A 24822-nucleotide genomic window follows, 5' to 3' on the forward strand; every position below is an offset into this window, starting at 1 on the left:
GATGGTACTGCACCCGGGAGGGTGTGGGAGAGTAGGTCACCGCCGGAACATCATTAAGGTCGAGGACCCCCAACCATGTTGGGGGTCCTCCCGCATTTAACCCACCAAACCAAATAGGGAACGTTGGTCAGCCCGGCGTCGTTGTGGTTCGGTAGGCTCGATTTCGACAGCCAGTTACCGCTTCCTCACAAAGGACCCCTTCATGACCGCACGGACCATTGTCATCACCGGCGCCAGTGACGGCATCGGCGCGTCCGCCGCGCGGACCTTCAGCAAACAGGGGGAGCAGGTGGTGGTGGTCGGGCGCTCCGCGGAGAAGACTCAACGGATCGCGGCAGAGATCGGTGCGGACCATTTCATCGCGGACTTCGCGGAGCTGGCACAGGTGCGCCAGCTTGCAGCGCAGCTCAAAGAAAAGTACCCGCGGATAGACGTCCTGGCGAACAACGCCGGCGGCATCATGGGCAAGCGTGAACTCACCGTGGACGGCCACGAGAAGACCTTCCAGGTCAACCATCTTGCCCAATTCCTGCTGACCACCGAGCTGATGGACGTCCTCACCGCCAGCAACGCCACCGTCATCAACACCTCCAGCGCCGCCAACGGATTCGGCAAACTGGACCTGTTCGACCTCGACTCGGCCCAGAGCTACTCCACCAACCGGGCGTACGGCACCGGGAAGCTCGCGAATATCCTTTTCACCAGCGAACTCCACCGTCGCTTCGGGGCCGAAGGGATCAGCACTGCGGCGTTCCACCCCGGCGTCGTAGCCACCAACTTTGCGGCGGAGTCCACCAGCCCAATGCGGCACGCGTACAAGACGATCCTCAACCGTTTCCTGCTGAGCCCCGAACAGGGCGCGGACACGCTTGTGTGGCTCGCCACGGCCACGCCCGGGCAGGACTGGATCTCCGGCGCCTACTACGCCAAACGCGCGCTGGCGAAGGCCAACAAGCAGGCCTACGATGCCGAACTGGCACGGGAGCTGTGGGAGCGCAGCGCGGCTATGGTGGCGCAGGAGCTCGACAAGCTGGATCCGCGCGGCTGACCTTGTCCGGCAAGGGCGGAAATCTGGGTTAGCATTTCGTTGCGCCTCGCCGACACGCGGCCGAGGGCTTCTATTGGGGGAGGGCTCTCGAACGTGCGCCTGAAAAAACTGCTGATTGTCTCGCTCGCGGTCAGCGCCGTCGTGCTGAGCGGCACGGCCGTGCCGGCATCTGCTGCACCCGCGCCAAAGTCCTACAAGAACTGCACTGAGCTCAACAAGGTCTACCCGCACGGCGTGGGCCGCAAGGGCGCCAAGGACAAGACCACCGGCAAGCGGGTCACCAACTTCCGCGTGGACAACACCCTCTATGGGTACAACGACGGCGGCGCGGTCCGGCACCGCGGCGAGTACGACCTCGACCGTGACAACGACGGCATCGCCTGCGAAAAGCGCTGAATCGAATGCGCACGAAGGGCCCCGGCCACTGGCCGGGGCCCTTCGTGCTTAAAAGTGGCCTAAGCGGGGTCGGGCGTGGCCGGGACAGGCTCTGGGTGCGCGTGCCCCCGCTATCGGTCAGCGACGATGTTCCAGCCCAATTCCTGGCTAGGGCGCACGGAGACGTCCGCGCCAGGTCGCGGTGCAACGGGCTGACACCGGGTTGCAGCAGTACAAGTGGGCAGGAATGTCGGGCGCGCAGCGGTGGTCGCGGAGGGTGACTGGCAGACCGGCGCCACGGCGCCCCCGCAGACGCCCCGTGCTGTTCAGCAAAGGGCGACGTTCCAGCCCAGTTCCTGGCGGGGGAGCACGGGGACAGCCGTGCCATGACGCGGCAGACCGGGCGTCCGATGTGCTGCGCGGCGCAGTCAGTGGGCAGGAGCGTCGTGGCTGGAGCGCCGGATCTGCGGGAGCGTCGCTGGACTTAGCGCCCGGCGTCGACCCTGTCGATCGCCGTGAGCGCGCTCTCCATCGTCCCGGCCAGCTCGCTGGCAGGAGCCGGCTTCGCGAACAGGTAGCCCTGCAGGGAGTCGCAGCCGCGCTCTACGAGATACCGGGCCTGCGCCGGCGTTTCGATGCCCTCGGCCGTGACCTTCAGGCCCAGGGCATGCGCAGCGTTGATCATGGTGCCGAAGAACGGGAGCTGTTCCTGGCCGGTCTTGATCATGGCCACGAAGGAGCGGTCGATCTTGACCTTGTCCAGCGGCAGCTCCTTGAGCCGGCCCAGGGACGCGTAGCCGGTGCCGAAGTCGTCCATCGCGATCTGCACCCCGGCCTCCCGGAGCTGGCGAAGCTGCCGGAGCACATCCGAGTCCGACTCGAAGAACACGCTTTCGGTCAGCTCCAGCATGAGCTGGTGCGGATCCACCCCGGTGGACGCCACGATCGCGAGCACGTCGGTGGCGAAGTCGCGGTTCTGGAACTGCAGGCCCGAGACGTTCACCGCGACGCTGTACGCGGCGTCGCCGGCCAGCCAGGGGCGGATTTCGGCGCAGGCCCGGCGCATGACCTCGTCGCCGATCTCGCGGATCAGGCCGCTCTGCTCGGCCACGGGCAGGAACTGGTTGGGCGGGACCAGCCGGCCGTGCCGCTCCCACCGCGCGAACGCCTCGAACTGCACCACGGCCCCGAGCCCGGGGGACACAACGGGCTGGTAGTGGACCGAGATCTGGCCCAGCTCCACCGCCTGCCGGAGCCCCGCCTGGCCGTCCTCCTTGGCAGCCACGGTGTTCAGCATCTCCGGCCGGAACCGCAGCCACGCATTCTTGCCCCCGGTCTTCGCCGCCGTCATGGCCGCGTCGGCCTGCCGCAGCAGCTCCGCGCCGTCGAGCGTCTGGGCGGTCCTGGACGCCAGGCCCATGCTGACGCCCGGCCGGACCAGGGAGCCGCCCACCCGCAGCGGCTCGTACAGCGACTCGGCGATCCGCTTGGCCACGGCGTCGGCGTTGAGGCATTCGGTCAGGAGCACCACAAACTCGTCGCCGCCGAGCCGGGCCACGGTGTCGTGCGGCCGCACGCAGTTACGCAGCCGGCTGGCGACCTCCACCAGGAGCTCGTCCGCGGAGGAGCGGCCCAGCATGTCGTTCAAGTTCTTGAAGTCATCCAGATTCAACAGCAGCACGTCCACCGGGTCCGGCCGGCGCAGCGCCGCCGCGAGCCGCTCGTTGAACAGCGTGCCGTTGGGCAGGGACGTCAGCGGATCACGCAGCACCCCGGCGCGCAGCTGGTCGTCATGCGCGGCGAACGCGGCGGGAACGGCCGCCGACGCCGCCAGGGTACGACGGCGGTGCGTCGCGGCATCCGCTGTTGTCCCCGCGGCGTTGTGTAGCGTGCCGGCCGGGCCGGCGTCGGCCGCACCCTGGACTGCACTGTGTGCTGAACTGCTGCCGGCGGTGCGGGTGCCGGCAGACCCGGCCGGGCCGCTCCCGGAGGCTGTAACCGGACGGTGCCCGGCGCCACGGACAGAGAGTGCAACGGACCGCGCAGCCGGCCCCGCGCCGGCGTCGGGCGGCAGCAGTGAGCAGGTGATTTCGACCGGCAGCTCGGTGCCGTCGGCGCGGCGACCGGAACCGGCGAAGGGATGGGGGGACCGGGGCGCGGAGGCGCCCAGACCGGCGAGGACACCATGGAAGGGTTCGCGGGAGGCTTCGGCCAGGATCAGGGACGAATCGGCGCCCAGCAACTGTGCCCGGGAGTAGCCGAAGAACTCCTCGGCGGCGGCGTTCAGGAAGGAGATGGCGCCGTCCGGATCAAGCAGCAGCAAAGGGTCGGGGCTGTGCTCCAGCAGGAGTTGTGCGAGTCCGGATTCCATGTGTTTTGCCTGCCCCCAAGCGCCGAAAGTGAAGTGGCAGCCACCCCTTGCGGAGAACAAGGCCGGCTGCGCTCACTGAATCATATGTGGTTCGGGCGCTGCACGTGATACGCGTCATTCAGCCGCCATTTTGTGTCGCCCCTGCTGGCCAGCGAGCGGCCCAGCGGGCGGCCCAGCGGGCGGGCCAACGAGCGGGCCACCGGAGGGCCGGCCCACCGGGCAGCGGCACCCACGGAACCAGCGGGCACCCAGCCCGCCGGCACCAGCAACGCGCCGCCCACGGAAACCAAGCCACCTACACGGACTGCGGAACACCCTCCAGCGCAGCGATGGCGGCAGCGGAGGTGCGGATGCCGAGCTCGCGCCCCGACTCGGGCTGCGGGCGGGAGAACAGGTAGCCCTGCAGGGCGTCGCAGCCGTGATCCATCAGGTAGCGGGCCTGCTCCGGGGTTTCGATGCCCTCGGCCGTGACCTTCAGGCCCAGGCTCCGGGCCATGTGGATCATGGAGGTCAGGATGGGCAGTTTTTCGGTCCCGGTGCGCAGCATGGAGACGAAGGACTTGTCGATCTTGACGATGTCCACGGGGAGCTCCTGCAGCCGGCCCAGAGAGGAGTAGCCGGTGCCGAAGTCGTCCAGCGCCACCCGGATCCCGGCCCCGCGCAGGGTCACCAGCTGGGTGATGACGTGGCACTGCGCGTCGAAGAAGACACTCTCCGTCACTTCCAGCACCAGCTGGTGCGGGTCCACGCCGCTCCACGCCGCGATGTCCAGGACCCGTTCGGCGAAGTCCGGGTGCTGCAGCTGCACACCGGAGACGTTCACCGCCAGGGTCCGGCGCGGGTCCTCGGCCAGCCAGGGCTGCAGCTCGGTGCAGCTGCGCCGCAGCACCTCCGCCCCGATTTCCCGGATCAGGCCGCTGCGCTCCGCGGTCTGGATGAACTGGTCCGGTGGCATCAGTTGGCCCTCCCACTGCCAGCGGGCCAGGGCCTCGAACTGCACCACTTCCAGTTGATCGGTGGAGACCACCGGCTGGTAGTGCACGGTGATCTGCCCCAGTTCCACGGCCCGCCGCAGCCCGGCCGTCAGGTGGGTGCGCTCCAGCAGCGCTGCCAGCATCTCCGGCCGGAAGTGCACGTAGCAGTTCTTGCCGGCCTCCTTCGCCGCGTACATGGCCAGGTCCGCCTGGCGCAGCAGCTCCGAGGACGTCATGGTCCCCGGACCCCGCGAGGCCACCCCCAGGCTCAGTCCCGGCCGCATGAGCGCGCCCTCGATGGACACCGGGGCGTTCAGCGCGGTCACCACGCGCTGGGCGACGGCGTCGGAATCGTTGCAGTCGACCAGCAGGACAACGAACTCGTCCCCGCCCAGGCGCGCCACGGTGCCGTGCGGCCCCACGCAGTTCTGCAGCCGTCGCGAGACCTCCACGAGCATCTGGTCCCCGGCCTGGTGGCCCAGGACGTCGTTGACTTCCTTGAAATCGTCCAGGTCCAGCAGCAGCACGTGCACCGGCCCGGGGGTCAGCAGCGCGGCGGCGGCGCGTTCGTTGAAGAGCATCCGGTTGGCCAGGCCCGTCAGCGGGTCCTGGAAGGCCAGCTCCTTGAGTTTGTCCGTCTGTTCGGCGAGTTCCTCCATGGCGCGGCGTGCCTGGTCCTGGGCGCGCTGACGCGTGGTGACGTCGCGGAAATTCCAGATCCGGCCCACAATCACGTCCGCGACCTTCTGCGGCCGGGAGTAGAGTTCCACGCTGCGGCCGTCCTTGAACTCCAGCACGTCGTGGCTCTGCTTCCCCCGGTCGGTCTTCAGCTCCGCGACCTTCTGCAGGAAGTAGTCCGGGTTGGCCAGCTTCCGGGAGATGAAGGTGACTAGCGCCGTCGGGTCCTCCGCGGCGATCAGCTCCGGCGGCATACCCCACAGTCTGAGGTACTGGTCGTTGACCCCGGTGATCTGGCCGTCGTTGGAGATCACCACAATCCCGTCGGCGGTGGTCTCCAGCGTGGCATCGAGCAGCGAGACCGCCAGCCGGCGGCCCGAATCGGTGTCCTCCCGGTGGCTGCCGTCCCGGACGGCAACCGCCATGGCCGGGCCGCCGTCGACCGTTACCAGCGAGCACGTGATTTCCAGCGCCAGTTCGCTGCCATCCCGACGCCGGCCTGCCGCCGCGAACGGCCGCCGGCCCGCCGCGCTGCCGCGCCCCAGCCGGCCAAAGACCCGCAGGAACCCGCCGCGCTCGTCCTCGGAGAGCAGGATGGTGTGCCCGACGCCGAGCAGCTGCTCGCGCGGATAGCCAAAGAGCCGCTCGGCCGCCGAATTCACGAACGCGATGGTTCCGTCCGCGGTCAGCAGCAGATACGCATCGGGGCCCTGCTCCAGCAGGCTTTCTTCAATCCCAGTTCCCACGGCGATACGGGCCCCCAAAGCGACGGATGTTGACAGACATGACTAGCGGTCCGGCGGCGGCGCCGCGGACAAAGTGTTTCCTGCATCATAGGGTCCGTGGCGCCTGTGTCCAGCATCACAGGGCCCGACTTTTCGCAGGTCAGCGGTGTCCGGCCACCCGCTCACCGCGGAGGGCGGCGAATACCCCGGCGGAACGGGCCATCGCGGGCGGCAGGGCGGGCGCGGCTTCGGCGCCGGAAAACAGGAACCCCTGCAGCGAATCGCAGTCCAGGTTCATCAGGTATTCGGCCTGCTCCGCCGTCTCCACACCCTCCGCCGTGACGGTCAGGCCCAGGCCGTGGGCCATGCTGATCATGCAGCTGAGGATTGGCAGGTTCTCGTTGCCGGAGCGGATCATGGACGTGAAGGACTGGTCGATCTTCAGCGTGTCCACGGGCAGGTCCTGGAGCCGGCCGAGGGAGGAGTACCCCGTGCCGAAGTCATCCAGGGCAACCCGCACACCGGCCTGGCGGAGCGCGACCAGTTGCTGGATGACGTGGCAGTCGTCGTCGAAGAACACACTCTCGGTGACCTCCAGGACCAGCTGCCGCGGATCCACGCCGCAGGATTCGGTGACGGCCAGCACCAGCTCGGCAAAGTCGCCGTGCTGCAGCTGGACCCCGGAGACGTTGACGGCGAGGGACCGCGCGGGGTCTTCCGCGAGCCAGGGCTTCAGCTCGGTGCAGCCCTTCAGAAGGACCTCGGTGCCGATCTCGACGATCAGGCCGCTGCGCTCCGCCGCCGGGATGAACTGCTGCGGCGGGACGGTTTCGCCGTCGCGCTCCCAACGGGCCAGGGCCTCGACCTTCACCACAACGCCGCGCCGGGTCGAGATGATCGGCTGGTAGTGCACGGCGATCTGCCCGGCGTCGACGGCCAGCCGGAGCCCGGCCTCCAGTTCGGTGCGCTGGACGAGGCTCTTCATCATTTCCGGCCGGAACCGCAGGTATCTGTTCTTCCCGGCGGATTTCGCCGCGTACATGGCGACGTCGGCGCGGCGCAGCAGCTCCGAGGCGTCCACGGCGTCCTCGTTGATGGACGCCAGCCCCAGGCTCAGGCTGGGGCGCAGCATGGTCCCGTCGATCCAGAGCGGGACCCGGAGCGAGTCGACGATCCGCGCGGCCACCGCCTCGGCGTCCAGCGAGCCGACCAGCAGCACCACGAATTCGTCACCGCCCAGGCGTGCTACTACGTCGTTGGGGCGGACACATTCGCGCAGCCGCCGGCCCACCTCGATCAGCATCTGGTCGCCGGCGTGGTGGCCCAGGATGTCGTTGACTTCCTTGAAATCGTCCAGGTCCAGGAGCAGGACGTCGACGGCGGTGCCGCACGGCCCGAGCAGTGCCGCCGCGAGGTGGTCGTTGAAGAGCTGGCGGTTGGACAGGCCGGTCAGCGGGTCCTTGAACGCGAGGTCCTTGAGCTGCGCAGCCTGCTCGGCGAGGTCGGCCATGGCCTGGGTGATCCGGTCCTGGGCGACCCGGGCCGGGGTCACGTCCCGGAAGCTCCAGACGCGGCCCACCACCTTGTCCGCGACTTTCTGCGGGCGGGAGTAGCGTTCGAAGGTCCGGCCGTCGCGGAAGTCCAGGACGTCGTGGCTTTCCGCGGAGGGGTCGGCGTAGAGCGCGGTGACCTTGTCGACGAACTTCCCGGGGTCCACCAGTTGGTCCAGGACGAAGTCCAGTACGGCTTCGTCGTCCTGGGTGGCCAGGAGCCCACGCGGGATGCCCCACATGGAAATGAACTGGTTGTTGACACCGGCGATCCGGCCGTCGCCGCTGACCACGAGAATGCCGTCCGCCGTGGATTCCAGCGTGGCGCTGAGCAGGGACATGGCTTCGCGCAGTCCCGCGTCCGCGGCCTGCCGGTGGGAGGTGTCGCGGACGGCGACGGCCATGCTGAGGGGGGCGTCGCCGCTGTCCTGGGCCAGCAGCGAGCAGGCCACCTCGCCCTGGAACTCGGTGCCGTCGCGCCGCAGCCCGTAGGCCTCGACCGGGTGGAAAGCGGGGGCGGCGGCGTGGGGGAGCGCGGTGGCGGCCGGGCCGGCGTCGTGGTGGGTGGCCGCGGTGATGACGTGACCGGCGTCGGCGTCCCTGCGGAGGGCGAAGAAGATGCGCTGGAGGCCGCTGCGGAAGCCTTCGGCGAGGAGCATCCGGTGGTCCCGGCCCAGGAGTTCGTCGCGGGTGTAGCCGAACATGCGTTCAGTGGCGGCGTTGACGCGGAGGATGGTGCCGTCCTCGGTGACCACCAGGAGGGCGTCCGGGCAGGATTCCAGCACCGCCTCGGCGCCGGGCGGCGGGTATGGGGAAGCTGTCACGCGGCAACCGCCGAGCGAATGTGAGACCACCGGTATTTCATGGACAAGCCCTCCCCTCAGGAAATCATAGGGGTCGCGCCGCCAGGCGGAGTCCAAGCTGGGCGCGCGGCGTTTTGGCGGCTGGGTTTCGGCGGGATTCGGTGGTGGCGGCGGGCCGGCGTCGGCGTTACGCCAGCCGGTGTCCCGCGGTGCTTAGGCGGGTGGTGATGGTGCCGGCGGTGCGCCCCCGGCCCAGGCCGCGGACCGTCCAGCCTTCCGCTGCCCAGGCGGAGGCGTCCAAAACATTCCGCGCGTCCAGGAGGGTCCGGCGCCGGACGAGCGCCCCGGCGTCGGCCGGGGAGAGCCCGGCGTATTCGTCCCATTCGGTCAGCAGCAGCACAAGTTCCGCGCCGTCCAGCGCCTGGGCCGTGGATGGCTCGAAGCGCAGTTGCGGGAAGCGCAGCCACGCGTTGTTGATCGCGGCGGGGTCCGTCACGGTGACATGGGCGCCGGCCGACGCCAGCTGCAGGGCGACGTCCAGGGCCGGGGAGTCTCGGATGTCGTCCGTGTCCGGTTTGAAGGCCGCGCCGAGCACGGTGACCCGGCGGCCGCCGAGCTGGCCGCCGCACAGGTCCCGCGCCACCCCCACCGTGCGGGAGCGCTGGTCCCGGTTGATGGAATCCACCACGTCCATCCACCGGTCCACCGAATCCACGCCCAGGCCCGCGGCCTGGACCCGGAGCGAGCGGATGTCCTTGGGCAGACAGCCGCCGCCGAACCCCAGCCCGGCGTGGAGGTACCGGCTGCCGATGCGCGGGTCCAGGCCCATGGCCGCGCCCAGCTGTTTCACGTCGGCGCCGGTTGCGTCGCAGAGCTCGGCCATCGCGTTGATGAAACTGAGTTTGGTGGCAAGGAACGCGTTCGACGCCGACTTGATCAGTTCCGCCGTGGCGAAGTTGCAGACCAGCCGCGGAATGCCGGCGGCCAGCAGGGGAGCGTAGACGGCGTCGAGGGCCGCGGTGATTGCTGCGCCGGAGTCGGCTGGGCGGGTGCGAGCGGGGTCGGGGTCGGCGGGGCCCGTCGCGGCTGTGGGGGTGTCGGTTGTGCTGTGGCGGGTGAGGCCGTCGGTGGAGTTACCGGGGCGGGCGGCGCCGTCGTCGGAGTTGCCCGGGCGGGCGGGGACGCCGTCGTCCGGGACGCCGTAGACCAGACGGTCCGGGACCAGAGAGTCCTTGACCGCCGTGCCTTGGCGCAGGAATTCGGGGTTCCAGCCCAGGAGCACGTCCGGCCGCGGGGACAACACACCGCGGAGCATGTCCACCGTTCCGACCGGAACCGTGGACTTGCCCACCACCGCCGACCCGGCGGCCAGATGGGGGAGCAGCGCCTCCGTGGCGGCGACGAGGTAGCTGAGGTCGGCGCCGTCGGACGTCTTGGCCTGCGGCGTGCCCACACAAAGGAAGTGCAGCTCGGCGCCGGCGGCGTCGGCGAAGTCCGTGGAGAAGCTGAGCCGGCCGGTGGTGACGCCATCGAGCAGCAGCTCGTCCAGCCCGGGCTCGAAGAACGGCGCGGCGCCGCGGCCCAGCTGCTCGACCTTGCCGGCGTCGACGTCAATCCCCACCACGGTGTGGCCCATCGACGCGAGGGTGGCCGCGTGCACGGCTCCCAGGTACCCGCAGCCGATCACGGAAATTTTCACAGGGCGACTCCTTGACGGGTGGTGCTGGCTGGACGGCTTGCACGGGGAACGTTGGCGGCCAGGACCGCCTCGTAATGCTGGACCAGCTCCGCGCCCAGGGCGGACCACGTCCGGCCCTGGACCGATGCGTGGGCCGCCGCTGCGAACGCGCGGCGCTTGGCGTCGTCGCCCATCAGGTCCGCCACGCGGGCGCGCAGCGCGGCCAGGTCGCCCGGCTCGTACAGCCAGCCGGTGCGGGAGTTCTCGACGAGGTCCAGCGGGCCGCCGCGGCCCGTGGCGACCACCGGCACGCCCGACGCCATCGCCTCCTGGATGGTCTGGCAGAAGGTCTCGAACTCGCCCGGGTGCACAAAGAGATCGAAGGACGCCACCGCCCGGGCCAGCTCGTCGCCGCCGAGGAACCCGGTGAAGACCGCGTCCGGCAGGGCGTCCTCGAGGGCCGCACGCTGGGGTCCGTCGCCGACAATCACCAGCCGGGTGCCGGGAACATCGGCCAGCACGGCGAGGTCCTGGACCTGCTTTTCGACCGCGAGCCGGCCCACGTAGCCGATGATGCGCTCGCCGGCCGGGGCGACACTGCCCCGCCATCCGGCGTCGCGCTTCTCCGGGGAGAACCGCTGCGTGTCCACACCTCGCCGCCACATCTCAACGCGCGGAATGCCGCGGCCGCGGAGCTGGTTGAGCGCGAAGCTGGAGGGCACCAGCGTCCGGGCCGCGAGCAGGTGGATGTTCTCCACCCTGTTCCAGGCCCAGTTTTCCAGGAAGGGGACGCCATACCGCCCGGCGTAGCCCGGGACCTCGGTCTGGTAGATGGCGACGGCGGGGATCCCCAGCTGGTGCGCGGCCTGCGCCGCGCGCCAGCCGAGCACGAACGGCGACGCCAGGTGGACCACGTCCGGTGCATACTCGGCAAGGATTCGCTTGACCCGGTAAACACCGCCCATCGCCACCCGGACGTTCGCGTAGCCGGCCAGCGGCACCGAGGGCAGCCGGTGGACATGCGCCCCGTAGACCTCGCCGGGGGTTTCCGTGTCCTGTGTGGACGGCGCGATTATCAGCACCTCGTCCCCGCGCTCCTGCAGATGCTCCAGGACCCGCAGGATCGAGTGGGTTACCCCGTTCATCAGCGGCAGGAATGACTCAGCAACAATTGCGATCCTCACCCCTCCACCCTGCGGGGGCCGGCTTGCGGCGCGGGGTGGGCAGGGTGGCGGCCGGGCGAAGAGTGGGTTAACGGGGTGTGTGCCGGGGGCTGGGGTGCTGGGTGGGAGCGGGGGTTAGGGCGTGCGTGCTGGCCATGCGGATGCGAACCACTGGACATGCTCTCCTGCTGGGCCAAGGCGTGGACATGGTGCCTTATGCTCGCTCGTGGCCGCGAAGAATGGGCATGTCCACCGGGTACGCACGCCGTTGATTGCTGCCTGGCCACCTGGGTCACGGGGCATGCCCTCCGGCCGGGCCCAGGCGTGGACATAGTGCTTTATGCTCACTCGTGGCCGCGAAGGATGAGCATGTCCACCCTGGCCGCAGCCCGGCGAACGGCGAAGGCTACTGCGGCCCCAGGAGCTCCCGGGCGGCGCGCTGGGCTTCCAGTTCCTCGGGGCTGACGGTGGTTCCGTGGAGGAATCCGGAATCGCCGATGATGCGGCGCAGCTCGGCCACGGTCCGCGGTGTGCTGACACCCTGGTGCGCCATAGCGTGGCAGTTGGCGCAGAGCGGCACGAGGTCGGAGATGGGATCGAGCTGGTAGCCGCTGCCAAGCTGGGACACCGGGACGAGGTGGTGCACCGGGATGAAGTCCCTGCCGATCTGGCCGTACTTCTGTTCGAAGGAGAACCCGCAGGCGGCGCAGCTGGTGCCGTGGTGGGCGATGCAGGCCCGCCGCGCATCCGGGTCCTGTTCGTAGCGGTTCACCTCCACCCGGGTGACCGCGTCCCGCGGGTAGGTGCCGGGGCCGGGGTGTGTGGGGTCCGGGCCCGGCGGCGGCCCGAAGTCGCGCCACACAGCCCTGATGATTGCTTCCTCAGCCGGGTCGACGGCCAGTTCGGTGGCATCATCACTGTCCCACGGGACCCCGGGCAGCGCCTCCGCCAGAACGTCGACGGCGATCTGCTCGCCGGGCGGCAGGAGGGAATCGAACGCCACCTGCACGTACATCGCCGTCAGCTCCGGCACGGCTTCGCTCGACGCGGGAGAGCGGACACCGGGTTCGGGGTGCTCCGAAAGCACAACGCCGTGGCCGATCAGTCCGCGGCCGCGGTCTCCCTGGAGGAGCAACCAGGCGTCCGTTCCCGCGGCGATGTCTCCGGGGCTTCCTACCCTCCACCGCTCGAGGTGCAGCCCGGTCGCGGCCACCCGGTCGACGACGGCGGCATAGTTCCATTCGTTCCAGCGGTCGGGGTTCCAGCCCAGGATGATGGCGGTCATCCGGCCATTCTCGCAGGCGCGGACCGCAGTAAAATGGACCTTAGAGGTGTTGGACATGACCGGATCCTTTGCAGTTCTGCTGATCATCCTGGCGGCGGTTGCCCTGTACGCCATCGTTGGCACGGTGGTGTTGGTGGCCCGCGACGGCCGGGGGCACCTTCCGGTGGAGAAGTCCGAGCGCCCCTGGACCGCGGGGAACCTGCCGAGCCTGCCGTACTCCCTGATCCGCTTCTAACCGATGCCTAGCCGCCCGAAACATGGGCGCTTCGACGCGAATGGCCGCCAAGCGATGGTGCTGAGTGGCCATTCGTGGGAAGTGGTGTGGTGCAGTGCTGCGATTGGACGCAAACGGCCCCTCAGCGAGGAGGCTTAGCGGCCGTTTGTGTCGAATGGCGGGAAGAAGGCCGGGTCAGCGCAGCCAGCGTGCCGGTCAGCGCGCAGTCAACGTGCCAGCACCGGCTCGCCCGCTACCACGGCATGGTCGCGGCCCAAGTTCCCGAGCGCCGAGGCGCCCTGCGGCGACCCCAGCTCCTCGAAGAACTCCACGTTGGCCCGGACGTAGTCGGCCCACTCGTCCGGCACATCGTCCGCGTAGTAGATCGCCTCCACCGGGCAGACCGGATCGCAGGCGCCGCAGTCCACACACTCGGACGGGTGGATATAGAGCGCGCGTTCGCCCTCGTAGATGCAGTCCACCGGGCATTCGTCGATGCAGGCCTTGTCCTTGACATCCACGCAGGGCTGCGCGATCACGTACGTCACGGCGCGCTATACACCCGTGTAGACGGTCTTGCCCCAGGTGAAGAAGTCCAGCGCGGACTTCCCCTGCTCCCGGAACGTGTTGGTGGAGGAGTCCTTCACCCCGCCGAACGGGACGTTGAGGTCCAGGCCCGCCGTCGGACGGTTGACCTTGATGACGCCGGCCTGCGCCCGCGCCGCGAAGTCCGTGGACAACGCCAGGGAGTCGGTGCAGATGCCGGCGGTGAGGCCGTAGCGGGAATCGTTGATCGCGGCCAGGCCGGCCTCGTAGTCGGCGACCTCCAGCACGGCCACCACCGGCCCGAAGATCTCCTCGGTCACGGCGGCGTCGTCGAACGGCAGTTCGGTGAGCACGGCGGCCGGGAAGAGCAGCGGCCCGGCGGGGTCGCCGTCGTACGCACCGGCCAGAAGGACAGCGCCGCGTTCGACGGCGGAGCGCACGGCTGCCTGGTTCTGCTCGAACTGCTGCGGGCTGACCACGGCCCCCATGGCCGCGTCCATGCCGTCGCCGGGGGTGTAGGCCGCGGCTTCCCCGGTGAGGGCCTCGAGGAACGCGGCACGGATGCCGGGGGTGACGTAGACCCGCGACGTCGCGGTGCAGGCCTGGCCGGTGAGCCCGAACGCGCCGGCGGCGACCACCTTGGCGGCCTTGCGGGGATCGGCGTCGTCCAGGACCAGCACTCCGTTCTTGCCGCCCATCTCCAGCTGCACCCGGGCGCGGCGGGCGTTCAGGATCTCCTGCAGGCCCAGGCCTACCGCCGTCGAGCCGGTGAAGGACAGCCCGGCGATGCGCGGGTCGCGGGCCAGGGCGTCGCCCACCACGCGGCCCTTGCCGTGGACCACGTTGAACACGCCGGCCGGCAGCCCGGCGTCCTGCAGGGCGCGGGCGAGGTGCGTGGCGGAGAGCGGGGTGAGTTCGGCCGGCTTGATAACGACGGCGTTGCCGCTGATCAGCGCGGGGGCGGATTTCCAGGCCGGGATGGCGATGGGAAAGTTCCACGGGGTGATGAGCCCGACGACGCCGAGCGCCTCGCGGCGGGTGGTGATGGTGGTGTCCGGCAGGCCGCTGGGCAGGACTTCGCCGGTGGCGGCCCAGCCCAGGGAGCCGAAGAAGCGCAGCACGTCGGACGCGCGCTTGACCTCGCCCTTGGCCTCGGCGAGGGTCTTGCCTTCCTCGCGGACGAGGTCCTCGGCGATGGCGGTCTGGCGGTCCAGGAGCAGGTTGCCGGCGGCCATCAGGATGGCGCCGCGGGACGGAGCAGGCAGGGCGGCCCAGGCCGGCTGGGCGGCGGCGGCCGCGGTGATGGCGGCGTCGACGTCGGCGGCGGTGCCGCTGGGGGAGAGGGCGGCGAGCTCGCCGGGGCGGGCCGGGTTCATCCGCTCGGTGTCCGCCTCGCCGAGCCATTCGCCGTTGATGAGGTGCCGGGCGGTGATGAGCGCACGGTCGGCGGACGTGGCGGTGGTGTGGTCTGTTGCCGTGGAAGTCATGGGGTTCCTTCGGGTCGTGGGAGAGGGCGGGACGTTTAGAGGCTGCGGATCAGGCCGCCGTCGCACCGGAGCGCGACGCCGGTGATGTACGACGCCGGGGCGCTGCAGAGGAACGCGGCGGCGGCGCCGAACTCCTCGGGTTCCCCATAGCGGCGGGCGGGAATGGTCTTGCGGGACTCGAGCTGGATTTCCTCGACCGTGGTGCCGCGGCGTTTGGCGGCGGCCTGGTCCAGTTCGGCCACGCGGTCGGTGGCGATCCGGCCGGGGAGGAGCATGTTCACCGTGACGGCGTCCAGCGCCACCTCGGCGGCGAGGGTTTTGAGGTAACCGGCCAGGGCCGCGCGCCCGGTGTTGGACACGGCCAGGTTGGGCAGGGGAGCCACCACCCCGCTGGAGCCGACGGCCAGGATCCTGCCCCAGCGCCGTTCCCGCATGCCGGGCAGCACGTGCGAAACGAGCGCGTGGTGCGGCTTGACCAGCAGCTCGAATGCCGCGGCGATGTCGTCAGCGCTGAGGGTGGCCGCCGCACCGGGCTTGGGGCCCGGGCCGTTGAGCACCAGGATGTCGATGGGTCCCAGCGCTTCGACAGAGCGTTCGACGGCGGTCGCCACCCCGTCCGGGGTGCTCAGGTCGGCCTCGATTCCGACGGCGGTGTGCCCGTCGGCTTCAAGGCCCGCAGCGATCTCCTTGGCACGGTCCAGCCGGCGCCCGGTGACGGCGACGCGCACGCCTTCCGCGGCGAGGGCGCGGGCGATCGCGAGTCCCAGGCCGCCGGTGGAGGCGGCGACGAGGGCAGTCTTGCCACTGATTCCGAGATCCATCAGAACCTCCCCGCCGTGGTGAGGGACCAGCGTGCGTCCAAGGCCGCGGCGGCTTCCGCCAGATGATTGAGCATGCTCAGCCGGAGGACCTCCGGGAACTGTGCCCCGGGGGCGCGGACGCCGGCGTCGGCGATGAGTCCGCGCTGGCGCAGGCACTCCTTCCGGACGGGCAGCGCGATCCTGGCCTGCTGCTCGAAGTTGATCAGCGGCAGGTAGGGCAGCAGGGCATCGCGGGCGGCTTCGTACCCGTCGGTCTGCCAGGCGCGGACACAGGCGATGAGCGCTTCGGGGCAGGAGAAGCCGGTCATGGCCCCGGCCGCCCCGGACAGGAGCTCGTCCAGCAGCCCCTGGCCGCCGAGTCCCCCGAACACGGACACGTCGAGCGCCGCGGTGAGCTGCGCGATGGCCACGGACGTGGGCGGGGCCTCCGCCTTGACCGCGATGACGAAGCGGCAGGCCTGCACCACGTTGATGAGGGACTCGGTGCTGATGCTGACGCCGCTGGCCAAGGGATAGTCCTGCAGCACCACCTTGGCGCCAGTGGCCTGGTGGATCGCGTTCAGGTGCGCCACCACCACGGCGGGGTTCGCGGAGTTGGCCTGCACCATCACGGCGGCCAGGCGCTCGCCGGCCACCGCCTGCGCCGCGCGGATTTCCTCGACGGCGGTGCCGGTGTACAGCGAGGTCACGCCCACCACGAGGGGAAGTGCCGTTTCCTCGACGGCGACCTCGAGGACCAGGCTGCGTTCGGCTGCCGTCAGCGCGGCGGCCTCGCCGAACACGCCCAGGACCGTGAGGCCGGTGGCGCCGATGGATTCGTAGTACTCCACGAGTCCGGCCAGGCTGTCGGTGTCGACGTCCAGGGTGCTGCCCTGGAACGGGGTGGCGACAACGCCCCACACTCCGGGTGCCAGTGACTCCCGCATCGGATTCTCCTTAACTGGTTGTTCCGGCTTAACTGGTTGTTCCTGCATGGTCAGCGTCCCGGCCACACGGGCGGGCGCTTTTCCTGGAAGGCGCGGACGCCCTCGGCCGAGTCCTCGCTGTCCAGCGACGCCATGAGCGCGGGCAGCCGGAGGCCGCGGGCCTCGGTAGCGGTCAGGTGCCCGGTCCGGGTGACCATCTGCTTGACGGCCCGGACGGAGGTGGGGGCGCAGGCGAGGATCTGGTCCAGCCAGCGCTGCACCGCGGCGTCGAGCTCCTCCGCGGGGACCACCTCGTTGACCAGGCCCATGGACTGCATCTCCGCGGCCTCGGCCTTCCGCCCGGTAAGGAGCATGCCCATCGCCTGGGTGTAGGGGATGCGCCGCACCAGCTGGTGGATGCCGCCGTCGAGCGCCAGCCGCCCGACGCGCGGTTCCGTCAGCCCGAAGCGGGCGGTGTCCGCGGCGATCACGATGTCCGCGCCGAGCACCATCTCCATGCCGCCGCCCAGGGCGTAGCCGTTGACCCGGGCGATCACCGGAATATCCAGGGTGGTACGCAGGCTGAGCCCGCCGAACCCGTTCGGGTCCAGCCCGGCCCAGTACTCGAGCCCGGTTTTGTCGACGGCGGAGGAGGACATGTCCGCCCCGGCGCAGAACGCCCGGGTGCCGGCGCCGGTGATAACGACGGCGCGGACGTCGGGGTCGGCTTCCAGCTGATCCCAGATCCCGTTGAGCCGAGCCTGGGCGCCGCCGTCGACGGCGTTGAGCACGTGCTGGCGGTCGATGACCACGGTCGCGACGTGGTTATCGATGGTCAGGGTGACCTGATCCACCGGCGCGGCGTTGGATGAGGCGGCCGCCGTGCTTTCCACTGACACCGTGCCTTCCACTGACACCGCGGTCACCGGAGCACCCCCAACTGCTGCAGGCGCTCGATGGTCTCGGCGTCGAAGCCGTTCTCCAGCAGGACCTCCACGTTGTGCTCGCCGAGCCGCGGCGCCACGCGGCGCACGGTGGGCGGGGTGGCGGAGAGCCGGATCGGGGCGTTGAGCATACGCACCGTGCCGACGCCGGGGTGCTCGGCCTCCACCACCATGCCGTTGGCTTCCGTCTGCGCGTCGGCGAGGGCCTGCTCCAGCGTGTGCACGGGGGCGTTCAGGAGGCCCTGGTCCTCGAGGCGGGTGGTCCAGTATTCGGTGGTGTTGGTGGCGATGCGCTCGCGGAAGATCGCCTGCAGCGCCGGCTTGTGTTTGAACTGCTCGGCCAGGGTCGCGAATTCGGGGCGCTGCGTGAGGTCCTCGTCCAGGCCCAACGCCTCGGAAATGCGCAGCAACGGGTCCGGGGTGAAACCGCCCACCATGCACACGGCGCCGTCGGTGGTTTCGAAGACACCGCTCAGCGGCATGGCGCCCCAGTTGACCTCGTAGCCGCGGTTGAGCTGCATGCAGGCCTCCTGCATCTGCAGGTGCAGCATGGAGTCGTACATGGTCACCTCCACCTTCTGGCCCACACCGGCGGTCTCCCGGGTGCGCAGGGCCAGCAGGATGCCCTGCATGAGGTGCATGCCGGTGATGTAGTCGCAGAGGGTGGTGGGGTAGATCGACGGCTTCATGTCGTCGGATTCGCGCCGCCACATCACGCCGGAGTACGCCTGGGCGATCGCGTCCTGGCCGCCCTTGTGCGAGTACGGGCCCGCGGGGCCGAAGCCCGTGCCGGAGGCCCAGATGATGCCGGGGTTCTGCTCTTTGAGGTCCTCGTAGCCGAAGCCCATCCGTTCCATCACGCCGGAGCGGAAGTTGCTGACCACCACGTCGGCGTCGGCCAGCAGGCGGCGGAGCACGTCCTTGCCCTCGTCCGTGCGGGTGTCCACGGAGATGCTGCGCTTGTTGCGGTTGATGGACAGGAAGATCGGGTTGTCCTGGCCGTCCTTGTCCGGGAACGAGTTGCGGGAGATGTCCCCGGCGCCCGGGCGTTCCACCTTGATGATGTCCGCGCCGTAGTCGCCCAGCAGCTGGGTGCAGGACGGGCCCATAAACACCTGGGTGAAGTCCACGATCTTGATGCCGTCCAGCGGCAGGGGTGTGCCGGGGCGTTCAGCGTTTGTCTCGGGACCGGCGGCGGCCGGGACCGCCGTCGTGCGTGACAGGAGTTCCTCGATCACGGTGCTCATACCCCCACCACCGCGTCCAGGTCCAGCGTGGCGTTCGACGACGGGACGTCGCCCGGGTCCGCGCCGTGCCGGCGCATGCCCTGCTGGATCTCCAGCGGGGAGACTTCGCGGACGGTGGTGCCCTGTTCGATGGCGATGGCGGCGGCCACGCCGACGGCCTGGCCCATGGCCATGCAGGGCGGGATCTCGCGGGACATCTTCTGCGCTTCCGGGGTGGCGGAGTAGTGCCGGCCGGCGACGAGGAGCTGGTCCACTTCCTTGGGCAGCAGCGACCGGTACGGGTAGTAGTAGTCGCGGCCTCGGGCCACGGTGTCGGCGAAGTGCCGGCGGGACGTGACATCGTCCTTGGTCATGACGTACTCGCCTTCGAGCAGGCGGGTCTGCCGGACGCCCATCTGGGAGGCGACGTCCAGCATGTAGCAGTTCTCGAAGCCGGGGAGGTTGGCGCGGACGTAGTCCACGGCCTCGGAGATCCGGTCGCGGGCGGCGAACTCGGCGGCGGTCATGTCCGCCGGGTCGACGCCGTCGAAGCCGGTCATGTGCGGGGCGTTGCACCAGACGACGCCGTCGATGGGGGTCTTGAGCCACCACAGTTCCCAGGCGCCGCCGAGGAGGCGCTTGATCTTGCGGTTGATGGCGCGGGCTTCCTTCGGGTTGGCCTGTTCGAAGGCTTCGGCGGCGTTGGTGTCCACGTTGCCGAGGCGGAAGACGAGGGTGGTGAGGTAGCTGTCCTTGACGTAGCTGGCGCCGGCCCGGGAGGCGACGTCGATGTCGCCGGTGGTGTCGATGACGATGTCCGCCATAAACGCCTGGGGGCCGGACTTGGTCTCGCAGATGACGCCCTTCATCACGCCGTTGTCCACGATGGGGCGGGAGAACCAGGAGTGCAGGCGGAGGTTGACGCCGGCTTCGCGGACGAGGTCGTTGGAGACGCGCTTCCAGCCGTCCGGGTCGAACGCTGCGGCGTAGCAGACCGGCTTAGGGGTGGTGTGGGAGTGGAAGTCGAAGGTGCCGTAGCGGCCCCACTTGTTCCAGAGTTCCTCGGAGGTCTTGCGGTCATCGGCTGGCGGCACAATGGCCAGTCCCAGCTTCTGGAGCCGTTCGACGTACTCGGAGACGATGCCGGTGACGGTGATTTCCTGGCCGTTGATCATGTCATCGAGCACCAGGACCATACCGCCGGAGGCGAGGCCGCCGAGCGAGGAGTAGCGTTCCAGCAGCGTGACGGAGGCGCCGGAGCGGGCGGCCGTGACGGCGGCGGCCACACCGGCGGGGCCGCCGCCCACCACCAGGACGTCGGATCGGGAGATGACCGGGGCGGTGAGGTCCGCCGTCGTGGTGCGCAGGTCCAGGGAGATTTGGGGGTCAAGGGAGTTCATGGAGGGATCCTTACTTTCCGACGAAGATGCCGTTGGTGCGGCGGGCCGCGAGGTACAAAACGATGCTGAGGATGGACAGGACGGCGACGTAGACCGGGAAGACCCAGCTGAGGTTCATGGACTGGAGCCAGACCAGCAGGTAGGAGGCGGTGCCGCCGAAGAGGGCGACGCCGATCCCGTAACCGAGGGCCACACCGGTGCCGCGGCAGTTCTTGGGCATCAGGGACGTGCTGACCACGTTGTAGAGGGTCATGTTCAGGACCAGGACCAGGGAACCGCCGAGCAGGACCGCCGCGAAGCCGCCGATGCCGGGCTGGACGTACATCAGCATGAGGAACACGGAGGGGATGGCCAGGATGCGGGTGATCAGGAACCAGCGGGACATCGACTTGCCGTCGGCCAGCTTGCCGATGATCCAGCTGCCGGCCACGAGGATCACGCCCAGCGCGGTGGTGAGGGCGAAGACCGCCGTCGGGTCTTCCTTGAAGCCGCTGCGGGCGGCGCTGGGGAGTCCGACGTTCCAGGCGTAGTTGTAGGCCTGGGCGGCGCCGACGACGAAGATGATGGCCAGGACGGAGAGCCAGTGCTTGCGGACCCCGGTCCAGACGGCGCCGGAGGAGTTGTTGGCCATTTCTTCGGGCTTGAGGGTTTCCGGGAGGGCCCGGCGGAGGTAGACGACGACGAAGCCGAAGGCCGCGCCGATGATGAACGGCACACGCCAGCCCCATTCGGCCATGACGGCCCCGCCGAGGGTGAGGCTGCAGAGGAAGCTGACCAGCGAGGCGAGCAGGATGCCGATGTTGACGTAGAAGGACATGATGCCGGCGACGTAGCCTTCGCGGCCGTCCGGGACCAGTTCGACGGCGTGGGAGGTGGAGAGCGGGGCTTCGATGCCGGTGGAGATGCCCTGCAGGATGCGGCACGCCACGAGGATGATGCCGGCCCAGACGCCGATCTGTTCGTAGCTGGGGCAGACGGCGATGACCAGGGTGGTGCCGGCCATCAGCATGATCGACATCAGCATCACGCGGCGCCGACCAATCCGGTCCGCGAGGGTGCCGAGCATGATGCCGCCCAGCGGCCGGAACGCGAAGCCGACGGCGAACACGGCGAGGGCGTTCAGCGTGGCGGAGAGGGGATCGGTGTTGGGGAAGAAGTTGGGGCCGATGAAGGCGGAGAGGAGGCCGAAGACCATCCAGTCGTACCATTCCAGGGCGTTGCCGAGGCCGAGGCCCAGGAGGCCTTTGCGGACCTCGGGGGTGAATTTCTTGCTGTCTTTGGTGTTTTTGTTGGTGTCTTGGGCCGTGACTGCGCTGTCCGGCCGGGTGTTGTCGAGCATGGGGGTGTCGAGCATGGAATTGTCCTTACGCTGACGCCATTGGGAGGCGAGGGAGGGTATGACGCATCGCCGTCCGGGGTTAAGGGGCGGTGGCTGCGAAGGTGGCAAGGACTGTCAGCGGGCCGTGGGGGACCGCGACAGTGGGGAACGATAGGGGCCGCTTGGGGTCGGCGCCGCTACCACGCGTGAGGTGCGTTAACCCAGATCGCTACGCATACCTCTTCGTAGCTGTTCTTGTACCAGTGCGGGGTGTCCGAGGAGAAAGTGATGGAATCGCCTTCCTCGAGCGTGTAGCACTCGCCGTCCAGGAAAATGTCCTTCCGGCCGGAGAGGATGATGCCGAATTCCTCGCCGCTGTGGCGGAAAGGGGTGGCGCTCGTGTCATGGCCGGGCGGGCTGACAATCCATTGGGCTTCCAAGGCGCCGTTGAGGTCGGGCGTGAGCAGTTCATAGACTGCCTCGCCCACGGATTTCTTGGTGACGCCCTTCAGGTTGCGCCGATCGGCCTTGCGGACCACGGGGGACCTGGTTTCTTCCTGGCCGATAAAGAATTTCCCGACCGGGATGTCCAGGCCGTGGGCCAGTTGCGCCAGGGTGGTGAAGGACGGATTCGCCAGGCCGCGTTCAATCTGGCTGACGATTGCCGGGCTGAGGCCCGTGATCTCCGAGAGCTTGGCGAGCGTCATGCCCTTTTCCTTGCGCATGGAGCGCACCTTGTTGCCTACCGTGGCCAGCAGGGCGCTGGTGGCAAGCGGGGCACTGCTCGTGGTGCTCTCGGCGGTCATTCGATGTCCTTCACTTGGTGAGCTGACTCACATAACTATAGTGAAGATTTTTAGCAGGTCAATGATTCTGTCTTAAGTAAAGTGAAAATATTTACAGGAGTGCGGTTTCTTGGGGTGGGGGTTGCGCGGGGCGATTGGGCGGGCGCGGGGCGTCGTCCCCGGTCGCGCGGTCGCAGCGATCTGACACAAGTGGCCGCTATTCCGTGGCTCATAGCGGCCATTCGTGGTAAATAGGCGGGCGTGGGCGGCTCGTAGCGGCCATTTGTGGCGAATGGATGAGATTTTCGACCGTTCTCGTTTCGTGCGGACACCCCCGGCCACCAAGACCCGCAGCCACCACCACCCCCGACCACAGCACCCGCCACCAGGACCACCGAGACCCCCGCCCCCCTCAAGCCCAACCCCCAACCACAAAAAAGCTGGTGCAGCCGCTGCGTTTCCGCGAGGCGACTGCACCAGCAGGTAGTACGAATTTTCAGATTGCTATGAAACGTTACTCATTCGCGGCTCCCTTTTTCCCGGTGTTCGCTTACCGGGTTTGTGCATCGTCGGCCAGATGCCTCGACATCAGCCAGCCGGCGACTACCATTGCTACGCCCAAGATCATAAAACCCCACGCACCCATGACATTCAGCGACAGGAAATTGGCCGCCGCTCCCACACCGACGATGAGCGTGTAGACGCTTAGGACGACGTACAGCAGGCCAAAGCCCATGAGGAAGTTCCGGGCGCCCATGGGGTTGCTCCGGGACATCACCACGCCGATGGTGCCGATGAGGGCCTGAATGATGTTAAGCAGCATCGATACCTGGAACAGGCCCAGGAACAGGGCCGTGGAATTCGGTCCAACGATCGCCAATGAGTCGTACTGCGAGGTGACGCCGGGGATGAACCCCAGGATGCCCACGACTATAAGGACGATACCTACACCCATGCCGACGTTCTGGACATCCGTCCGTCCGAAATGAACGCCATGTGCATGTGGAGATGCGGTAGTCATTTTCTGCCTCCAACCACTGATTGCGGACATTCCAATTTTACGGCCGGGTAGGGAAAAAAGCGCTGGAAAGGGGAACAGCTGAACTGAGGGCGCACTACCTGGAACGGGGAAAAATCCCGGCCAAATCGGCCGGTTGAGCCTGTCGTCCCGGGCAGGAACCCCGCCACATGGCACGATGGAACACGATGAAACTGCGCGCTGATCAGACCGGGGAACGTGGACTTCCGATGCCGTTGTGGCTGCAGGGAGCCATCGAGTCCGCGCAGGCAGCCTTCATCTCCGCCCTGGTGGTGGCCGCTCCGATTCTGGCCGTGTGGGCCACCGCCGGTTTCCTGAACGGGGCGCCCGACGCCATGGCCCGCCTCGCCGGCCAGGCCTGGCTGCTGATCCACGGCGTTCCGCTGCTTCTGGACACCGCCGGCGCCGGGTCCGCGGCCCAGCCCGAATCCGGCGTCCTCTCGCTGTTCCCACTCGGGCTGACGCTCATCCCGTTCCTGCTCGCCTGGCGCGCGGGCCGGCGGCTCGCCCGGGCGTCCTACACCGACCAGCTCTGGCAGGCGCTGCTCGGGTCGTGGCTGATGTACGCCGCCTTCGGCCTGACCACGGGCTTTGTCTGCCGCACCCACGACGTCGGCGTGGGCCTGTGGTCCGCCGCCCTGATCCCGCTGATCCCGTTCGCGCTCGGCATGGTGATCGGTGCCCGCCGCGAGGCCGGCTCCTGGAGCCGGCTGATCGGCGTCGACGCCGTCGCCTGGCTCTCCCGCACCAGCCAGCACTCTCGCTGGGCCGGCTCCTACCTCGTGTCGGCGATCAAAGCCGGCTTCGTGGCGCTGATGGCCAGTTTGGCGATGTCCTGCGTGCTCCTCGCCGCCACCTTGTTCATCCACTGGAACCTCGTGATCGCGGTCTATGAAGCGCTCGACGCCGGAGCCTGGGGCGGCGCCGTGCTCACCATCGCGCAGCTCGGCTTCCTGCCCAACCTGGCGGTCTTCGCGCTCGCGTGGACCTCCGGCGCGGGCTTCGCCCTCGGCGTCGGCTCCCAGGCCGGGGCGCTCGGCACTGCCGTCGGGCCGCTGCCATCGATCCCGGTGTTTGCGGCGTTGCCGGCCGGGTCGCTGGACTTTGGTGCCGTGGCGTTGGTGGTGCCGGTCCTCGCAGGGGTCCTGGCCGGCTGGTGGTTCCTGCGCGAGGGCGAAAACCACTTCGACGAATGGCTCTCCATCAAGATCCGTGCCCGCTGGTTCACCGCCACGGTGTCCACCCTGGCGCTCGGCGTGATGGTGGGCGGCGTGGCCGGGCTGCTCGCGGCAGGACTGGCCTGGCTGGCCCGCGGCTCCGCCGGCATCGGGAGGCTCACAGACATCGGGCCCGACCCGCTCCGGACGGCACTGTTCGTGGCCGCGGAAGTGGGGATCGGCGTCGTGATAGGTTACGCCGCCGGGCCGTGGCTGGAACGCCAGCAGAAACTGCGCGAAGCGGACCTGGAGCCGGCGTCCCTGTGACGC

Annotated in this window: 20 protein-coding genes; 4 read left to right on the forward strand and 16 right to left on the reverse strand. The window is 69.0% G+C overall.

The window, feature by feature from the left end; all coding sequences use genetic code 11:
* Positions 1–202: 202 nt before the first annotated feature.
* Together FS787_RS16595 and FS787_RS16600 are read left to right on the forward strand one after the other, a co-directional pair.
* The gene (locus FS787_RS16595) at positions 203–1048 is read left to right on the forward strand and encodes an SDR family NAD(P)-dependent oxidoreductase (RefSeq protein WP_144674154.1); all 846 of its coding nucleotides are present in this window, start codon (positions 203–205) and stop codon (positions 1046–1048) included.
* Positions 1049–1141: 93 nt separating this feature from the next.
* Positions 1142–1444, forward strand: a complete 303-nt coding sequence (locus FS787_RS16600; RefSeq protein ID WP_260982609.1) for an excalibur calcium-binding domain-containing protein — start codon at positions 1142–1144, stop codon at positions 1442–1444.
* Between the two features lie 463 nt (positions 1445–1907).
* Here the strand turns inward: FS787_RS16600 and FS787_RS16605 are convergent, their stop codons facing one another.
* The 6 genes from FS787_RS16605 to FS787_RS16630 all read right to left on the reverse strand — a co-directional run bounded on the left by FS787_RS16605 (position 1908) and on the right by FS787_RS16630 (position 12707).
* Positions 1908–3794, reverse strand: a complete 1887-nt coding sequence (locus tag FS787_RS16605) for a bifunctional diguanylate cyclase/phosphodiesterase (RefSeq protein ID WP_260982610.1) — start codon at positions 3792–3794, stop codon at positions 1908–1910.
* A 295-nt stretch (positions 3795–4089) separates the two neighbouring features.
* Positions 4090–6192: a bifunctional diguanylate cyclase/phosphodiesterase gene (locus FS787_RS16610; protein WP_260982611.1), complete on the reverse strand. Its 2103-nt coding sequence runs from the start codon at positions 6190–6192 to the stop codon at positions 4090–4092.
* Positions 6193–6331: 139 nt separating this feature from the next.
* Positions 6332–8545, reverse strand: coding sequence for an EAL domain-containing protein (locus tag FS787_RS16615; protein WP_260982612.1), 2214 nt, complete (start codon positions 8543–8545; stop codon positions 6332–6334).
* A gap of 166 nt (positions 8546–8711) precedes the next feature.
* Positions 8712–10223, reverse strand: a complete 1512-nt coding sequence (locus FS787_RS16620; RefSeq protein ID WP_144674158.1) for a UDP-glucose/GDP-mannose dehydrogenase family protein — start codon at positions 10221–10223, stop codon at positions 8712–8714.
* Complete coding sequence (locus tag FS787_RS16625) at positions 10220–11386, reverse strand: glycosyltransferase family 1 protein (protein ID WP_222124082.1); 1167 nt, start codon at positions 11384–11386, stop codon at positions 10220–10222. The genes FS787_RS16620 and FS787_RS16625 overlap by 4 nt, the downstream gene beginning before the upstream one ends.
* A gap of 385 nt (positions 11387–11771) precedes the next feature.
* On the reverse strand, positions 11772–12707 hold the full coding sequence (locus tag FS787_RS16630; protein ID WP_260982613.1) for an HNH endonuclease: 936 nt from the start codon (positions 12705–12707) through the stop codon (positions 11772–11774).
* Here FS787_RS16630 and FS787_RS16635 point away from each other — a divergent pair.
* Positions 12706–12885 (forward strand): hypothetical protein, encoded by a 180-nt coding sequence (locus FS787_RS16635; protein ID WP_144674160.1) that lies wholly within the window; start codon positions 12706–12708, stop codon positions 12883–12885. The two genes, FS787_RS16630 and FS787_RS16635, sit on opposite strands and share 2 nt — an antisense overlap.
* 206 nt (positions 12886–13091) lie before the next feature.
* Here the strand turns inward: FS787_RS16635 and fdxA are convergent, their stop codons facing one another.
* The 10 genes from fdxA to FS787_RS16685 form a co-directional block, all read right to left on the reverse strand.
* On the reverse strand, positions 13092–13412 hold the full coding sequence (gene fdxA / locus FS787_RS16640) for a ferredoxin (protein ID WP_144674162.1): 321 nt from the start codon (positions 13410–13412) through the stop codon (positions 13092–13094).
* Between the two features lie 6 nt (positions 13413–13418).
* Positions 13419–14897, reverse strand: coding sequence for an aldehyde dehydrogenase family protein (locus FS787_RS16645; RefSeq protein WP_144674164.1), 1479 nt, complete (start codon positions 14895–14897; stop codon positions 13419–13421).
* A 35-nt stretch (positions 14898–14932) separates the two neighbouring features.
* Positions 14933–15718 carry an SDR family oxidoreductase gene (locus FS787_RS16650; protein WP_144674166.1) on the reverse strand — a complete coding sequence of 262 codons (786 nt, stop codon included), beginning with the start codon at positions 15716–15718 and terminating at the stop codon, positions 14933–14935.
* On the reverse strand, positions 15718–16644 hold the full coding sequence (locus FS787_RS16655) for a dihydrodipicolinate synthase family protein (RefSeq protein WP_144674168.1): 927 nt from the start codon (positions 16642–16644) through the stop codon (positions 15718–15720). The genes FS787_RS16650 and FS787_RS16655 overlap by 1 nt, the downstream gene beginning before the upstream one ends.
* A 50-nt stretch (positions 16645–16694) precedes the next feature.
* Positions 16695–17516: an enoyl-CoA hydratase-related protein gene (locus FS787_RS16660; protein WP_260982614.1), complete on the reverse strand. Its 822-nt coding sequence runs from the start codon at positions 17514–17516 to the stop codon at positions 16695–16697.
* 29 nt (positions 17517–17545) lie between these two features.
* Positions 17546–18814, reverse strand: a complete 1269-nt coding sequence (locus FS787_RS16665; RefSeq protein ID WP_144674170.1) for a CaiB/BaiF CoA-transferase family protein — start codon at positions 18812–18814, stop codon at positions 17546–17548.
* Positions 18811–20193 carry an FAD-dependent oxidoreductase gene (locus FS787_RS16670; protein WP_144674172.1) on the reverse strand — a complete coding sequence of 461 codons (1383 nt, stop codon included), beginning with the start codon at positions 20191–20193 and terminating at the stop codon, positions 18811–18813. Before FS787_RS16670 ends, FS787_RS16665 begins: the two co-directional genes overlap by 4 nt.
* 10 nt (positions 20194–20203) lie before the next feature.
* On the reverse strand, positions 20204–21547 hold the full coding sequence (locus tag FS787_RS16675; protein ID WP_260982615.1) for an MFS transporter: 1344 nt from the start codon (positions 21545–21547) through the stop codon (positions 20204–20206).
* 161 nt (positions 21548–21708) lie between these two features.
* Positions 21709–22317, reverse strand: coding sequence for a helix-turn-helix domain-containing protein (locus tag FS787_RS16680; protein ID WP_144674174.1), 609 nt, complete (start codon positions 22315–22317; stop codon positions 21709–21711).
* 529 nt (positions 22318–22846) lie between these two features.
* On the reverse strand, positions 22847–23251 hold the full coding sequence (locus FS787_RS16685; protein WP_260982616.1) for a DUF4383 domain-containing protein: 405 nt from the start codon (positions 23249–23251) through the stop codon (positions 22847–22849).
* Between the two features lie 251 nt (positions 23252–23502).
* On the opposite strand from FS787_RS16685, the gene FS787_RS16690 reads away from it, so the two are divergent.
* Positions 23503–24819 (forward strand): DUF6350 family protein, encoded by a 1317-nt coding sequence (locus tag FS787_RS16690; protein ID WP_144674475.1) that lies wholly within the window; start codon positions 23503–23505, stop codon positions 24817–24819.
* Positions 24820–24822 lie beyond the last annotated feature (3 nt).

Origin of the sequence: Arthrobacter sp. U41 (genome assembly GCF_007679325.1) — a bacterium.
Lineage (GTDB): Bacteria > Actinomycetota > Actinomycetes > Actinomycetales > Micrococcaceae > Arthrobacter.

Coding starts and splice junctions, on each gene's coding strand:
- FS787_RS16595 (WP_144674154.1), top strand. CDS start 203: ATGACCGCACGGACCATTGTCATCACCGGCGCCAGTGACGGCATCGGC.
- FS787_RS16605 (WP_260982610.1), bottom strand. CDS start 3,794: ATGGAATCCGGACTCGCACAACTCCTGCTGGAGCACAGCCCCGACCCT.
- FS787_RS16635 (WP_144674160.1), top strand. CDS start 12,706: ATGACCGGATCCTTTGCAGTTCTGCTGATCATCCTGGCGGCGGTTGCC.
- FS787_RS16630 (WP_260982613.1), bottom strand. CDS start 12,707: ATGTCCAACACCTCTAAGGTCCATTTTACTGCGGTCCGCGCCTGCGAG.
- FS787_RS16645 (WP_144674164.1), bottom strand. CDS start 14,897: ATGACTTCCACGGCAACAGACCACACCACCGCCACGTCCGCCGACCGT.
- FS787_RS16650 (WP_144674166.1), bottom strand. CDS start 15,718: ATGGATCTCGGAATCAGTGGCAAGACTGCCCTCGTCGCCGCCTCCACC.
- FS787_RS16655 (WP_144674168.1), bottom strand. CDS start 16,644: ATGCGGGAGTCACTGGCACCCGGAGTGTGGGGCGTTGTCGCCACCCCG.
- FS787_RS16665 (WP_144674170.1), bottom strand. CDS start 18,814: ATGAGCACCGTGATCGAGGAACTCCTGTCACGCACGACGGCGGTCCCG.
- FS787_RS16670 (WP_144674172.1), bottom strand. CDS start 20,193: ATGAACTCCCTTGACCCCCAAATCTCCCTGGACCTGCGCACCACGACG.
- FS787_RS16675 (WP_260982615.1), bottom strand. CDS start 21,547: ATGCTCGACACCCCCATGCTCGACAACACCCGGCCGGACAGCGCAGTC.
- FS787_RS16680 (WP_144674174.1), bottom strand. CDS start 22,317: ATGACCGCCGAGAGCACCACGAGCAGTGCCCCGCTTGCCACCAGCGCC.
- FS787_RS16685 (WP_260982616.1), bottom strand. CDS start 23,251: ATGGGTGTAGGTATCGTCCTTATAGTCGTGGGCATCCTGGGGTTCATC.
- FS787_RS16690 (WP_144674475.1), top strand. CDS start 23,503: ATGAAACTGCGCGCTGATCAGACCGGGGAACGTGGACTTCCGATGCCG.